Annotated in this window: 14 protein-coding genes; 6 read left to right on the top strand and 8 right to left on the bottom strand. The window is 73.1% G+C overall.

What is annotated here, in order from left to right; translation table 11 throughout:
* Positions 1-8: 8 nt before the first annotated feature.
* Entirely contained in the window at positions 9-935 is a 927-nt protein-coding gene (locus KIH74_RS23290; protein ID WP_214158252.1) for a DMT family transporter, read from the bottom strand.
* A 50-nt stretch (positions 936-985) separates the two neighbouring features.
* Between KIH74_RS23290 and KIH74_RS23285 the strand changes: the two genes are divergently transcribed.
* Both KIH74_RS23285 and KIH74_RS23280 read left to right on the top strand, forming a co-directional pair.
* Positions 986-2083: a LysR substrate-binding domain-containing protein gene (locus KIH74_RS23285; RefSeq protein ID WP_214158251.1), complete on the top strand. Its 1098-nt coding sequence runs from the start codon at positions 986-988 to the stop codon at positions 2081-2083.
* Between the two features lie 3 nt (positions 2084-2086).
* The gene (locus tag KIH74_RS23280) at positions 2087-2737 is read left to right on the top strand and encodes a GntR family transcriptional regulator (RefSeq protein ID WP_214158250.1); all 651 of its coding nucleotides are present in this window, start codon (positions 2087-2089) and stop codon (positions 2735-2737) included.
* On the opposite strand, the gene KIH74_RS23275 is transcribed toward KIH74_RS23280, so the two are convergent.
* From KIH74_RS23275 to KIH74_RS23260, 4 genes are all read right to left on the bottom strand, one after another.
* A complete protein-coding gene (locus KIH74_RS23275; RefSeq protein WP_214158249.1) occupies positions 2734-3306 on the bottom strand; it encodes an Rv1733c family protein in 573 nt (190 codons plus the stop codon). The two genes, KIH74_RS23280 and KIH74_RS23275, sit on opposite strands and share 4 nt — an antisense overlap.
* Positions 3307-3525: 219 nt before the next feature.
* A complete protein-coding gene (locus KIH74_RS23270) occupies positions 3526-5013 on the bottom strand; it encodes a type 1 periplasmic-binding domain-containing protein (protein ID WP_214158248.1) in 1488 nt (495 codons plus the stop codon).
* Complete coding sequence (locus tag KIH74_RS23265) at positions 5010-7061, bottom strand: hypothetical protein (protein ID WP_214158247.1); 2052 nt, start codon at positions 7059-7061, stop codon at positions 5010-5012. Before KIH74_RS23265 ends, KIH74_RS23270 begins: the two co-directional genes overlap by 4 nt.
* Before the next feature lie 83 nt (positions 7062-7144).
* Entirely contained in the window at positions 7145-8701 is a 1557-nt protein-coding gene (locus tag KIH74_RS23260) for an LCP family protein (RefSeq protein ID WP_214158246.1), read from the bottom strand.
* 173 nt (positions 8702-8874) lie between these two features.
* On the opposite strand from KIH74_RS23260, the gene KIH74_RS23255 reads away from it, so the two are divergent.
* On the top strand, positions 8875-9612 hold the full coding sequence (locus KIH74_RS23255) for a VOC family protein (protein WP_214158245.1): 738 nt from the start codon (positions 8875-8877) through the stop codon (positions 9610-9612).
* A gap of 4 nt (positions 9613-9616) precedes the next feature.
* Here KIH74_RS23255 and KIH74_RS23250 read toward each other — a convergent pair whose 3' ends face one another.
* A complete protein-coding gene (locus tag KIH74_RS23250) occupies positions 9617-10093 on the bottom strand; it encodes a VOC family protein (protein WP_214158244.1) in 477 nt (158 codons plus the stop codon).
* Positions 10094-10196: 103 nt separating this feature from the next.
* Positions 10197-10523, bottom strand: coding sequence for a putative quinol monooxygenase (locus KIH74_RS23245; protein WP_214158243.1), 327 nt, complete (start codon positions 10521-10523; stop codon positions 10197-10199).
* Between the two features lie 127 nt (positions 10524-10650).
* Here KIH74_RS23245 and KIH74_RS23240 point away from each other — a divergent pair, with 127 nt between their 5' ends.
* The 3 genes from KIH74_RS23240 to KIH74_RS23230 all read left to right on the top strand — a co-directional run bounded on the left by KIH74_RS23240 (position 10651) and on the right by KIH74_RS23230 (position 12374).
* The gene (locus KIH74_RS23240) at positions 10651-11298 is read left to right on the top strand and encodes a DUF2975 domain-containing protein (protein ID WP_214158242.1); all 648 of its coding nucleotides are present in this window, start codon (positions 10651-10653) and stop codon (positions 11296-11298) included.
* Complete coding sequence (locus tag KIH74_RS23235; RefSeq protein WP_308113967.1) at positions 11295-11537, top strand: helix-turn-helix domain-containing protein; 243 nt, start codon at positions 11295-11297, stop codon at positions 11535-11537. Before KIH74_RS23240 ends, KIH74_RS23235 begins: the two co-directional genes overlap by 4 nt.
* 102 nt (positions 11538-11639) lie before the next feature.
* Positions 11640-12374 (top strand): hypothetical protein, encoded by a 735-nt coding sequence (locus tag KIH74_RS23230; RefSeq protein ID WP_214158241.1) that lies wholly within the window; start codon positions 11640-11642, stop codon positions 12372-12374.
* 7 nt (positions 12375-12381) lie between these two features.
* On the opposite strand, the gene KIH74_RS23225 is transcribed toward KIH74_RS23230, so the two are convergent.
* Entirely contained in the window at positions 12382-13602 is a 1221-nt protein-coding gene (locus KIH74_RS23225; protein ID WP_214158240.1) for a type III PLP-dependent enzyme domain-containing protein, read from the bottom strand.
* Positions 13603-13607: the final 5 nt, after the last annotated feature.

The raw sequence follows: 13607 nt of genomic DNA, 5'->3' as shown, positions 1-13607 counted from the left end.
AGCAAGAATCAGTGGACGACGACCGCCCCGGACGGCGCCTCCCGCACGGCCACCGGTTCGGCCCGGCGCGGGGTGCCGTTGACCAGGTACGACCCGGCGAGCACGAGGGCGAGGCCGAGCAGGGTCCAGGCGGTGAGGTGCTCACCGAGGAACAGGGCGCCGCCGATCACCGCGATCACCGGGTTCACGTACACGATGGTGGTGGCGCGCACCGGCCCGAGCTCGCCGATCAGGGCGAACAGCAGCAGGAACGCGGCCGCGGTGCAGACCACGGCGAGCACGGCGACGGCCCCGAGCACCCGGGCCGAGGGCACCTCGGTGGGCAGGCCGGGCCCGAGCAGCACGATCGGCACGTAGATCAGGGCGGACAGGGCGATGCTGACGGCCACCACCGGCAGGCCCGGCAGGTCGCCGAGCGCCCGCGCCAGGATCACCGGGCCGATCGCGTAACCCAGCACCACGACGCCCATCTCGGCCACCGCCCCGAGGTCGGACCCGGACAGGTCCAGCCCGACCAGGGCCGCCACGCCGGCCGTGCCGAGCAGCAGGCCCAGTCCCCCGCGGGCGCCGAGGCCCTCGGCCCGGTGCGTGGCGAGGGCGATGAGGATGCCGGCCAGGGGAACCGCGGAGATCAGGATGGCGGCCGTCGAGCTGGGCAGGGTCTGCTCGGCGCGGTTCAGGAACAGCCACGGGAACACCACCTCGGTCACCGTGTAGCCGACCACGGCCGGCCAGCGGCGCAGCACCGCGGGCAGGGCGGCCCGGTCGCGCGGGCTGAGCAGGGTCATCGGCACCAGCAGCAGCGCGGCCGTCCCGGTGCGGGCGAGCACGAGCACGGACGGCGCCAGTTCCTCGCCCGCGACCTTGATCAGCATGTAGGGGATGCCCCAGGCCAGTCCCAGGCCGGCGAAGAGGAGCGTGGCTCGACGGTTCATACCGTCAGGATCCTCTGGACCTGATCGTTAAGTCCATCTAGATTTTCTTCATGTCAATCGACAGTCCAGGCTTCACGATCGACTTGCGCAAGCTGCGGCTGCTGCGGGAGATCGAGCGCTGCGGAACGGTCGTCGCGGCGGCCGCGGCGCTGCACCTGACCCCGTCCGCGGTCAGCCAGCAGGTCGCCGGCCTGGCCCGCGAGCTCAGCGTGCCGCTGCTGGAGAAGCAGGGTCGCGGCGTGCGGCTGACCGGGCACGCCCGGGTGCTGCTCGGCCACGCTCACCTGATCGAGGCCCAGCTCGAGCGGGCCCGTGCCGATCTGGCCTCGTTCGACGACGGCCTGGTCGGTGAGGTGCGGGTGGCCACGCTGCCGACCGCGGTGGCGGCGGTGCTCGGCCCGGCGATGGCCCGGCTCCGGGAGAGCCGGCCCGACCTGCGGGTGCGCTCGCGCGACGCCGACCCGGTCGCGGCGCTGCGGGCCCTGGACGCCGGCGAGGTCGACATCGCCGTCACCGTGGACCATCCCGGCGGCCCGCGCCCCGACGACCCGCGGTACGCCCGGGTGGACCTGATCACCGACGTGCTGGACGTGGTGGTGCGCGACGACCACCCCCTGGCCGGGCGGGAGCGGATCGACCTGGCCGATCTGGCGGGCGAGGAGTGGATCTCCGGCAACCCGGACGACGCCTGCGCCGCGATCGCCGATCATGCCTGCGCGGCAGCCGGTTTCCTGCCCGACGTGCGGCACTGGACGATCGAGTACGACGCCCTGGCGGCCCTGGTCGCCGCCGGCGCCGGGGTGGGGCTGCTGCCCCGCCTGGCGCAGCCGGTGCGGTTCGGCCGGGTGCGCACCGTCCCGGTGGCGGGCACCTCACCGGCCCGGCAGGTGTACGCCGTCACCCGGGCCGGGCGGGCCGCCGACGCGCCCACCGCGACGGTGCTGGCGGAACTGCGGGAGGTGGCGGCCGCCCGGCACGACGCGAGCACCCCGTCGTCCACCCCGTCGAGGTCCACCCCGCCAAGGTCCACCCCACCGACGCCGCCCGCACCGGCGTCCCCCGCACCGACGTCCACCCGTTCGTCGCCCGCCCGGTCGCCCTTGGCGGCGCCTCGTTACGATGGGGCAGGACCGACGACGGGTGCGTGACCGATGAAGCCGGAGGCAGCACGCACCGCACATCGCGACGTCACCGACCGGCTGCGTGAGGCCATCCTCACCGGCGCCCTCCAGGCCGGCACCCACCTGGTGCAGACCGAGCTCGCCTCAGGCCTGCGGGTGAGCGTCACCCCGGTGCGGGAGGCGTTGCGCGAGCTGGAGAGTCAGGGCCTGGTCGACTCCGACCCGTTCCGCGGTTCCAGCGTGCACCAGGTCAGCCTGGACGAGCTGGAGGAGATCAACGAGATGCGCCGCCTGCTCACGCCGATGGCGGTGCGCGAGCGGGTCACCACCATCACCGACGCCGAGATCGACCAGGCCCGTGCGCTTCTCGGGCGGATGACGCCCGACCTGCCGAACCGGGAGTGGGTCGGCACCGCGCGGGCGGTGCGCCGGGTGCTGGAGGGCGTCCCGGCGCGACGCAACCTGCGGGCGATTCTGCGCCGTCTGTCGGAGGTTTCGGAGCTGTACGCCGGGCTGGCCGGGCACACGCAGGCCGAGCGCGACGACGTGCTGGCCGAGCACCGCGCCCTGCTGGCGGCCTACGCCGACCGCGACACCGGCCGCATCGTGGAGATCTCGCTGCGCCGCCTGGACCGGGCCACCCGGCGCACCGCCGAGGCCATGACCACGCCCGGGAACTAACCCCGGGTGTCGCGGAAGCCCTCCGAGCGCAGCTCGTTGAAGCGGCGCCACTCGGTGTCGAGGGCGTGGGTGCGGCGGTGGTCCAGCCACAGCCGCGAGAGCCGGTACCAGACCAGGCCGATCAGGCCCGCCGCGAAGGTCAGGCCCAGTCCCAGGCCGAGGGTGTCGAGCCAGACGTTGAGGGTGGTCATCGGGGCCGAGACCATCTGGCCGCTGTCGGTGACCCAGATCGGTACCAGGTCACCGGTCTCGGTGGTCTGGGTGACGGCGATCTGGCCGGTGTGCCGCACCTGGTCGGGGTAGCTCCAGGAGAGCGTGGCCAGGTGGCTGCGGGCGAGCTTGGTCTCCGGGTCGCTGGTGGTCACCGTGGCGGAGACGAGATGCCGTGTGGCCTGCTCGTTCTCGGACACCGCGGAGTAGTGCCGCCAGGTGCCGACACTGAGGGCCACCGCCACCGGCACCACCGCCACCAGCAGCAGCACCGCCGCCAGGGCGGACATCGCCTGGGCACGATCGCTGCGGCGCCGCAGGGGATTGCGTTGCCGGCCGAAGCCCGGCCGCACGGCCATCGCGCAACGCTGCCACCAGCTCCGCACCTGAGACCTCATCGTCAGCCTCTCATCCCCGGGCAACCCGGACCGCTGTGTCTCCCCTCTATTCAGTCCCTCCGGCGCCGATTACGCCACCCGGCGTACGCACGAGGTGCGCGAGAGGTGACGACCGGCGGCCGACGGACGACGAACGTCCCGGCCGGTTCGGGACCCCTGGTTCACCGGGGTTCACCGGGTTCACCGGGTTCGGTAGGCCGGCCCGGCCGGGGTCGCGGCGGCCGCCGGCACGCTGACCACCGGGACCTGCTTGCCCACCGGGTCGCCGGTCTGCGCGCCCCGCTCGCCGAAGCCCAGGTCGCCGGTCGCCCCCAGCACCCGCTGATCGTCGTGCAGTCCCATCAGGTCGAAGGCCACCTGCGCCGCGTCGATCCGGGCGGCCCCGCCGTTCTGCACGATCTGGGCGACGGCGTCGGTGACCACGAGAACCGCGTCGTGGCCCTGCATCACGCTGCCGCTGGACAGCTCGGTGTCCGGGTGCCCGAGCGATTTCCAGAACCGCAGGAAGCTCGCGAACCCCTGCGGCTGGTCCCTGCCCTCCAGCCAGCCCGCCGGGTCGGTGCCGCTGGCGTAGACCAGGGTGATGCCGGCGTCACGCAGGGCGGGTTCCAGGTCGCCGATCGCGCTGATCAGGTTGTCGGAGCCGCCGGTCATGATGGTCAGGCGCCGGTCACGGCAGCGGTCGGCCAGCGCCCTGACCAGCTCGTCCAGGTCTTTGGACCGCCCGGCGTACAGCACCAGGTCCGGCGGGTTCTTCCCCTCGCACAGCGTCGTGGCGGCAGCCCGGAACTCGGTCGGGCTGGTGCCGCCCGGGTTCTGCGAGCCGCTGAACGGGATCGGCAGCCGGCCGCCGATCAGGTCCTCGAACTGGCCGGCGAAGTCGTCGGCCAGGTTCATCGTGAAGATGTCGTTCTTCGCCGGGCTGACGTCCTTGACCACCACCGCGGACCGCAGGTCGGGGCGATCCGCCAGGTAGTTCTTCAGGGCCTTCACGTATTCCCGGTTCGGCGGCGAGACCCGGTAGAACCCGTCGATCGCGGTCAGCTCGTCGGCCGTGGTGATCGTGCCGACCATCGGGATCCTGGCCGCCGAGAGGGTTTTCGCGGCGTCCCGGGTCTGGGTCAGGCTGGCGCCCAGGCCGGTGACCGCGACCAGCGGCGACTTCTCGTCGCCGGCCCGGCCGACCAGGTCGGCCACCACCGGTTCCCACTGGAGCTGGTGGCTGCCCCAGTTCGCCACCACGAGTTTCATCCGGCGGCTGTCCGCGTTGCGGCCCTGGTTGTAGCGCTGCTGGGCCACGTGGGCACCGAGCAGCTGCCCACGCTGCCGCTCGGCGAGGATCGGGCTGGTGCCGTCGGTGGTGAACGACCCGAGCACCGCCACCGTGAACGACGGGTCGTCACCGATCGCCTCGTTCGCCGCCCGGATCTGGCGCATCACGTCCTCGTACTCGTCCTCGAACGCGAAGGTGCCGCTGACGCCCACGCATTCGCCGTCGACGATGCTCAGGCCCGAGCGCAGCCCGCCGCACGAGGTGGTGAACTGCCGCACCGCCCAGAACGCCACCACGGCCAGGACGGCCAGCACCACCGCGATCGTGAGCCAGGCGATCGGGGTGCGGCGCGGCGCCTGCGGCAGGCCGAAAGGGTCGTCCAGGTGAGCCGTCACAGCCAGAACCCGCTCTCCATGCCGTAGACCTCGATCCGGCGCCGGAACGCCTGGTTGTCGCCGTGCGGTGAATGGGACAGCACGATCTGGAGACTGGTGACCATCTCGGCGTAGACGCTGCCGCGGTGGGCGTCCGCCAGCCGGTCGCCGGTGATCCAGCCGCCCAGCAGCAGCGCCGCCACCGCCTGGCGCAGATGCGGCCTGCGCTCGGGGAACTCGCGCAGCCGGGCGGCGAACTCCTCGGACGCCAGGCGGTTCGCGCGGTCGGGCGGGTGCGGGGCCGCGGCCACCAGGTCGAGAGACTCCAGCCACTGCGGCGGCGGGATCTCCGGCAGGGCCCGGGCCAGGTACTCGGCGGCGGGCCGCACCTCCCCCGCGGCCAGACCGTAGCCGAGCCGGGTCAGGCGCATCCGGCGCAGGTCCGCGATGTGCTGCGGGTCGGCCTCGTCGGCGGCCTGGAGCTCGGCGTCGAGCTGCTGCTCGGAGCCGTGCCCGAAGCGGCGCAACGCCCCGAAGACACTCTCCCAGCCGTCCGGGCGGTCCGGGTCGCGGGCGGCCAGGCGCTCCAGCAGCAGACGCCGCAGCAGCCGGGTCATCGCGGTGGGCCGGGCCGGCCACAGCAGCGACTCCACGGCCAGGCTCTGCTCGGTGCTGTCGGCGACGAACCCGAGAGCGGCCGCGTCGGAACGGTTCCCGGCCGCACACCAGGTGACCAGGTCGTCCAGCCGGCCGGGCGGCACGTCGCCGAGCGGGCGGCCGGTCAGCAGGTAGCCGAGCATCCAGTCACCGAGCCGGCTCTCCGCCCCGGTGGTGTTGCCGGCCCGGGGCCGGTCGAGCAGGCGGCGCGGGAAGTCACGGTGGTCGGTGGGCGCGCCGGCCCGGTCCCGGGAGGTGGAGTCGAGCACGGCCACCAGCCAGCCGGTGCAGGCGGGCTGGCCGTCGGTGACCTCGTGCACCAGCCGGCGGGTGGTGCGGGGACGCCCGCCGCTGATGTCGAGCTGCGCCATCAGTTCGCCGGTGTGGGCCTGGGTGAGGTCGAGCAGCCGGTGCCGCCCGGTCCACGGCGGGCCGCCCTGCCCGGCCCCCGGATCCGTGTCGAAGTCCAGGATCTCCACGTCGGAGCGGCCTTTCAGCAGCCCGCCGCGGCTGGTCATCACCACGGTCAGTGGGTCGGGACGGGCGCCGGGACGCTCCCGGGCCTGTTCCAGCGCGGCCACCAGCGCCCGGCCCACCGGGTGGTCGGCGTCGTCGATCAGCAGCGCGCAGCCGAACTTCAGGTACTGGCGCGCCGGGTGCCCGGCGAAGTGGTCGGTCAGGTCGGCGAGCAGGGCGGACAGCAGCAGTTCGTCCACCCACTGGCCGTGCTGCTCGTACTCGCCGGGCCGGCAGAACCGGAACAGGTCGAGCAGCACCTCGCTCGGCCTGCGCCGCCGGCCGCCGCCCTGCTCGCCGAACCAGGCGTGGGACGGCCCGAGCACGACCCGGCGGCCGGTCGGGAAGGCGCGCAGCGTGGCCATCATCCAGAACGGGAGCTGCCGGGCCAGGTCGGCGAGGCGGCCGGTGAGCACGCCCGGGATGCCGAACTGCTTCAGCGCCGACTCGGCGAGGGTGCCGGCCGCGCCGGACAGCGCCCGCTGCACGGCCTCCCCACCGAACCGGCCCTTCTGCACCAGCAGGTCGATGGCCCGCAGGTCCTGCTCGCGGGAGGCCAGGTCGCCCCCGAGCCCGGCCTGCACCACCTGGGCCGCCAGCAGCACCCGGCCCAGGCCGATGCTCCCGCAGGGCGGTCCCCAGTCCCGGCTGAACTGGTAGGCCACCGCGAAGATCACCTCGCGCAGGGTGGCCGGGTCCTGCTCCTGCATGTCGAGGATGGCGAACGGGATGCCGTGCCCCACGAAGGTCTCGCGCAGCGACGAGACCAGGGTGCTCTTGCCACCGCCGCGCGGGTCTTCGACCACCACCACCGGCCGGGCCTGCGGCCGCTGCATCAGCCCGCTGATCAGGTTGCGCGAGTCACCCCGGCCGACCAGCGAAAAGCGTTCCCCCACAATCCGCCCCCCGACGGTCGAGTTGGAGGGATCCTAACCACCACCGGTCACGTCGCGCAGCCGAACGAGCACACCGCGTTGCCTCATGGGGCCGAGTCCTTCACCCCGGTGGCCAGCGCGTAGGCCCGCACCGGCGACATCGAGACCCCGTTGTAGGTGACGGTGTTCTGCGTGCTGACCGGCACGCACCCGGACTTGTCCGCCCGGGAGGCGTGCGACTCGGCGAGCGCCTCGTCGCGTTCCTCGCCGGTGAGCTCGGGGTAGGTGTCGCCGGTGGTCCAGTCCTCGCCGACCACCAGGGTCACCGCGTCCACCGCTCTGGTCTGCTTGAACAGGGACGACGGAACACCCAGCGCGTCGCCCAGCTGCTGCGCCTGGGCCAGCTGCGTGGCACCGTCGTAGAGGATCTGGGTGCGCTCCTGCTCGCCCGATCCCTGGGTGTCGACGGCGGCGATGTACCCGTCCTCCCGGAGCACGCCGGCCAGCGCCCTGGCCCGGCTGCCGACGCCGCTGCGGTTGCGCACCTGCACCGAGAAGAACGTGCCCGCCGTGGCATTCGTACTCGGCGAGGCGCTGGTGGTGGGCGTCGCGGTGGCGGCGGTGCTCAGCGAGCGGTCGTCGATGATCGTGCTGAACAGCTTCTGCGCGGACGCCGCCGGCACCACCCGGTTGCTGTCGGAGGGGTCCGGGCTGGTCTGCATCGTGGTGAAGGTGATCCGGTCGGTGTCCACGGCGTTGAACTCGCCGGCCAGGTCGACCAGGGCGGGGATGCTGTCGAGGTCCTCGTCCACGGTGAGGGCCTGGGTGGCGGCGTCGGCCACCGCGTAGAGCCTGGCCGGGTTCAGCAGGGTGCCCCGGTCCTTGATCGCGCGGATCGCGGCGGCCAGGAAGGCGTGCTGCCCGTAGGTGCGGCCGAGGTCGCTGCCGTCGCCGAAACCGTGCCGGGTGCGCACGAACTGGAGCGCGGCCTCGCCCTTGAGCGTGTGCTTGCCCTTGGACAGTTTCAGGTGCGAGTAGGTGTCGTAGACGTCGTCGCTGACGCACACCCGCACGCCGCCGGTGGCGTCGGACATCTTGATCACGCCGGTGAAGTCGACCAGCACGAAGTGGTCGACCGTGATGCCGGTGAGCTGGTGCACGGCGGCCACCGTGCAGCCCGGGCCGTAGGTCAGGCTGCTGTTGATCTGGCCGTAGCGTTCCGCCACCGTCTCGCCGGTGTCGGCGTCCTTGCAGCCGGGCAGGTCGGTCATGGTGTCGCGCGGGATGCTCATCGCGGTGATGTTGCTGCGGTCGGCCGACAGGTGCACGAGCAGCTCGACGTCGGCGTTGGAGTGGGTCTCGTCGCAGCCGCCGCCGAGTTTGCAGTTCTCCGTGGAGTCCCGCGAGTCGGTGCCGATCACCAGCACGTTCACCGGAAACCGGCCCTGGTCGTCCGCGGTCTGCACGCCGGCGCTGCCGGTGGTGCCGCTGTACAGGGCGGACGAGGAGATGTTCGCGTTCAGCCGCCGGTACACGTGGTAGCCGCCGCCGGCGCCGGCCAGCAGCACCAGCACGACCAGGTAGAGCGTGATCCGCAGCCGGCGCCGCCGCCCGGGCCGGGCGTGCCGCACCGGGGTCTCGTCGTCCACCGGCCCGCTCACGACGGACCCTTCCGAAACGACACGAATCCGGACACTAGCCGCGCATCGCCGGTGCTCGTGGGCGTTGTGCCGCACGTCATACCGGCCGCTCCGGAGGCGGCACGGACCGGGGACCCGTCACCCAGGACTTCTCGGCAGCCGGTGGCCGGTTCGTGAGCCCCTACCCTCGGGGGATGCGGATCCGGTGGACCACGATCTTTCTCGACCTGCCCGCGTCCGGCCACGAGGCCGGGCTGACCTTCTGGAGCACGGTCACCGCCACCACACCGTCGGCGCCTCGCGGCGCTCACGGCGAGTTCGTGACGCTGCTGCCCCGGCACGGGGACGCCTACCTGCGGGTGCAGCGGCTCGGGTCAGGACCGGCCCGCTGCCATCTCGACCTGCACCTGGACGCCACGGAACTCATCCCGCAGGCGGAGCGCGCCGAGGGCCTGGGCGCCGTCCGGGTGCACAGCGAGGAGGGTCTTGAGATTCTTTCCAGCCCGGGCGGTTTCAGCTTCTGCCTGGTTCCGTGGGACGGCGAGGACACCGTGCCGCCGGCACCCGCGCTGCCCGGCTCGGAGGGCACCGCCCGCCTCGATCAGCTCTGCCTCGACGTGCCGCCCGCCGCCTGGGAGCGCGAGTGCGCCTTCTGGCAGGCCCTGACCGGCTGGGAGCCGGTGCCGACGGGCAGCCCGGAGTTCACCCGGCTGCGCCGCCCGGAGGGGCAGCCGGTGCACCTGCTGCTCCAGCGCCTGGACGACCCGGCGCCGACGGTGACGGCACACCCGGACTTCGCCGCGCCGGAACGGTTCTCGCTCGCCCCGGCACACGCCGCCGCGGGTGCGACGGCGGGCCGGTCGACCGCGGACTGGACGGTGATGACCGCCCCGGCGGGCCTGGCCTACTGCCTGACCGGGCGCACTCCCTGAGCCCTCAGGCGCCGTCGGCGGCGGCCTCCAGGTCGGCGACGACCAGGCGCTTCATGCCCAGCATCGCCTGCATGGCCCGGTTGCGCCGGCCCTCGTCCGGATCGCCGAGCAGTTCCCCGAGCGCCTGCGGAACCACCTGCCAGGACAGGCCGAACCGGTCTTTCAGCCAGCCGCACTGCACCTCCTGGCCGCCGTCGGCGATCAGGCCGAACCAGTAGTGGTCGACCTCGGCCTGGTCGGCGCAGGGGATGGTGAACGACACCGCCTCGGTGAACGGGAACTGCGGGCCGCCGTTGATGGCGTTGAAGGGCCGGCCGTCGAGCACGAAGTCGAGGGCCATCACCTCGCCCTCGGGTCCGGGCGAGTCGGGCCCGTAGTGCGAGGTGCGGGTCACCGAGGAGTTCGGGAACAACTCGACGTAGGCCCGCACGGCCTCCTCGGCGTTGCCGTCGAACCAGAGGCTGGGCTGGATGGCGGGCATGACTGCCACCTTTCCGGAGTTCAGGGGTAACCGGTACGTCTTGGTGGACGACGCGGAAGCCGTGAACTCATCGGCCCGGCCCAGGCGATCTTCCGCCGGCGCCTCAGTCGATCCGGAGTTCGCCCATCGCGTCCCACCCGGTGCGCTCGGGCAGGTCGGAGAAGATGATCCGCGGGGTGGCGGCGAGCATCGGGCGCATCTTCTCCAGGCCCGGGCGGAAGTGGTCGGAGTTGACGTGGTCGGCGCCGGCCGCGGCGTCCACATAGCCCTCGGTCAGCAGGAACTCGTTCGGGTCGTCCGCGTTGCGCGCCCAGTCGTACCAGAGGCAACCTGGCTCGCTGCGGACCGCCTCGGTGGACTCGCGCAGCTCGCTGAGGAAGGTGTCGGAGAACTCGGGTTTCACCGGAAAACGCACCGTGATGACGATCATGCGCCCGATCCTAGTCCCCGGTCATCCGCTGGACATATCGAGAAACGATATCCATACTCCTGGCATCGCATATCGACAGTCGATATGCGGTCAACGGCCGAGCCGTTGCGACGACCTGGGGGCAACCATGGACAGAACCGATCCGGCCTCTCTCAGCGCCCGCGCGCTCCGGCTGGTCACCGGGCTCCTGCTGGTGGCCGGCGGGCTGGCGGTGACGTTCTCCGCGGTGCTGCTGGTGCGCTCGCTGGCCGGGGCCGGCGAGATCGACGTGGCGGTGCGGCTCGGCGAGGACAGCACCTACGAACAGGCCCAGTCCTACCTCTCGCGCACGAACGACAGCTACGCCACACCGGCCGCCCTGACCGCGGGCAACGACGGGTTCACCCTCACCGCCCCCGGCCCGCACCGGGTGGACCTGGTGCTGGAGAACGGCGGCGCGATCCTGACCGGGTCGGCCGTCGGCGTGGGCGCGCTGCTGCTGCGGCCGCTGCTGGTCTCGGTGGCCGCGGGCCGCCCGTTCGGCTCGGGCAACGCCCGGCGGCTCCAGCTGCTGGGCGCGGTCACCGCGGTCACCGCCTTCGCCGGGCCGCTGCTGCCGCAGCTCGCGACGATGCTGACCCTCGGGCGCCTGGACCGGATCGAGCCGGACAGCCCGTTCGTCGCCGGGATCACGTTCGACCTGCTGCCCCTGCTGCTGCCGCTGGTGTTCCTGGTGCTGGCCGAGGCGTTCCGGCAGGGCGACCGGCTGCACCGCGACACCGAGGGCCTGGTGTGAGCCCCTCCCGCCCGGCCCCGGAGGAACCGGACCACCGCGTCGTCTGTCACCTCGACGACCTGCTCGCCGCCCGGGGCATGACCCTGACCGAGCTGGCCGCCCGGGCCGGCGTCACCGTGGTCAACCTGTCGGTGCTGAAGAACAACCGGGCCCGCGCCATCCGGTTCTCCACGCTGACCGCGATCTGCGACGCGCTCGGCTGCACGCCCGGCGAACTGCTCGGGGTGCGCCGGGAGTAGCCCTCGTCGTCCCGACGTCCCCGGAACGGCCCTCAAGGGATGACGCCCGGATGCCGATGTACGGCGAAAGTCCCGCCCACCATCGCGAACCGGGAGGTCTTCATGTCGGTCGCGGACGTCATCCAGGCCTTCGGCTGGATTCCGGTGATCTGGCTGCTCACCGTGCACCTGCTGATCCGGTTCGGCCGCCTGCCCCGGCACGGCACCGCCGTGCGGGCCGCCGGGTTCGTGGCGGCGGTGACCATCGTCGCCGCCGCCCTGGCCACCCGGATGTGGCCGATCGCCGTCCTCGGCTTCCTGTTCATGCGCACCGAGTTGTTCGGCCACCGCCACCACGACGAGCGGGAGGCGCACCGGCTGCACGACCTGATGGAGCGCTTCCGCCACCACCAGGAGCAGGAGGCCGCCGCACCGGCCCGGATCCCCGGCGCCCGGGTGCCGCTGCACGAGAACGAGGAGGTGCTCGAGGACGTCCGGATCCACCACGGCCACGACGGCGTCGGCCCCTCCTCGGGGCGCCACCCGGAGTACACCGTGCCCGGCATGACCGCGGCCCCGGCCACCACCCTGCGTGCCCGCACCAAGGACGACCCGGACTTCGTGCCGGCCGCCGTCGGCCTGCGCCACCCGCACCACCGGCCCGAGCCGGAGCACCCCACCGGGGGGATGCGGTTCCTGAACTCGGCCAAGCGGTTCACCGACCTGCTGCTGAAGCTGGAGATCATCGCCGTGGTGGTGATCGCCCTGGTGCTGTTCGGCATCTGGGCCGAGGGTCAGCGCCGCGACTTCACCCGCAACTCCGACAGCACGATCTGCGAGATCAGCTTCTCCTGCTGAGACCCGCTCAGCCCTGCGGGCCGGCCGGGTCCAGGTAGGCGAAGGCCGGGTGCGGGTGCATGAGGAAGTCGTGGTGCGAGATGTTCCAGGCGTAGGCCCCGGCCATCCGGAACACCAGCAGGTCACCGATGCGCAGGTCGCGCACGGGCACCCCGGCGGCGAGCTGGTCCCTGGGGGTGCACAGCTGGCCGACCACGGTGAGCGCGTCGTCGTCGAGCGGGTCGCCCGAGCGGCCCGGCCCGGGCAGCACCGCCACCGGCTGGCTGTGCCCCTTCGTCGCCGGCGTGCGCAGGTGGTGGGTGCCGCCGCGGGCGATCGCGAAGGCCTGGCCCCGGGTGAGCTTCAGGTCGAGCACGTCGCTGACGTAGTACCCGGCGTGCACGCTGACCGACCGGCCCGGCTCGACCCGCAGCACCGCCCCGCCGGCTCCCGGCCCGCCGTCCAGCTCGGCCCTCAGCTCGCTGAGTCCCTTGGCGTAGGCGGGCCAGTCGAACACGCGCTCCGGCTGGGCGTAGTCCACGGTCATCCCCCCGCCCAGGTTGATCTCCGGCCGTTCCAGCCCGGGCGCCCGCTCGCGCAGCCAGCCGAGCGCCCAGGTGAGCACCCGGCGGTCGAGCGCGAGCTTCTGCTCGGCGTCCAGCCCGGAGGCCAGGTGCACGTGCAGGCCGCGCAGCCGCACCCCGCTGCCGGCCGCCCCGGCGTCCCGGGCGACCCGCGCCGCCACCGCCAGGTCGTCCTCGTCCATCCCGAACGGGCCGGTCATGGTCAGGGCGGCGCCGGCCACCCCGAACGGCAGGTTGGCCCGCAGCAGCACGTCCACCGGGCGCCGGCCGGCCAGCGCGATCACCCGGTTCAGCTCGCGCGGGCTCTCCACGTGCAGGCGCCACACGCCGCCGCGGATCGCGGTCATCAGCTCGCGGTCGGTCTTGCCCGGCCCGCCGAACGCCACCCGGGCCCCCGGCAGCGCCGCCACCACGTGCTCCAGCTCACCGCCCGAGGCCACCTCGACGCCGTCGGTCAGCGGGGCGATCACCCGCAGCAGCTCCGGGTCGGGATTCGCCTTGGCGGCGTAGAGAAACTCCACCCCGGCACCCGCGAGCGCGTCGCGGATCTGCCCGGCCCGGTCCCGCAGGGCGGGCAGGTCGTAGAGGTAGGCCGGGAGCCGGTTCTCCGCCGCGAGGGCGAGGGCCCGATCACGCACGGCCGCAGGGAGCACATCGTCACGCATTCGCC

The organism is Kineosporia corallincola, assembly GCF_018499875.1.
GTDB classification, from domain to species: Bacteria; Actinomycetota; Actinomycetes; order Actinomycetales; family Kineosporiaceae; genus Kineosporia; species Kineosporia corallincola.
This window is presented reverse-complemented; position numbering and strand designations above follow the sequence as displayed.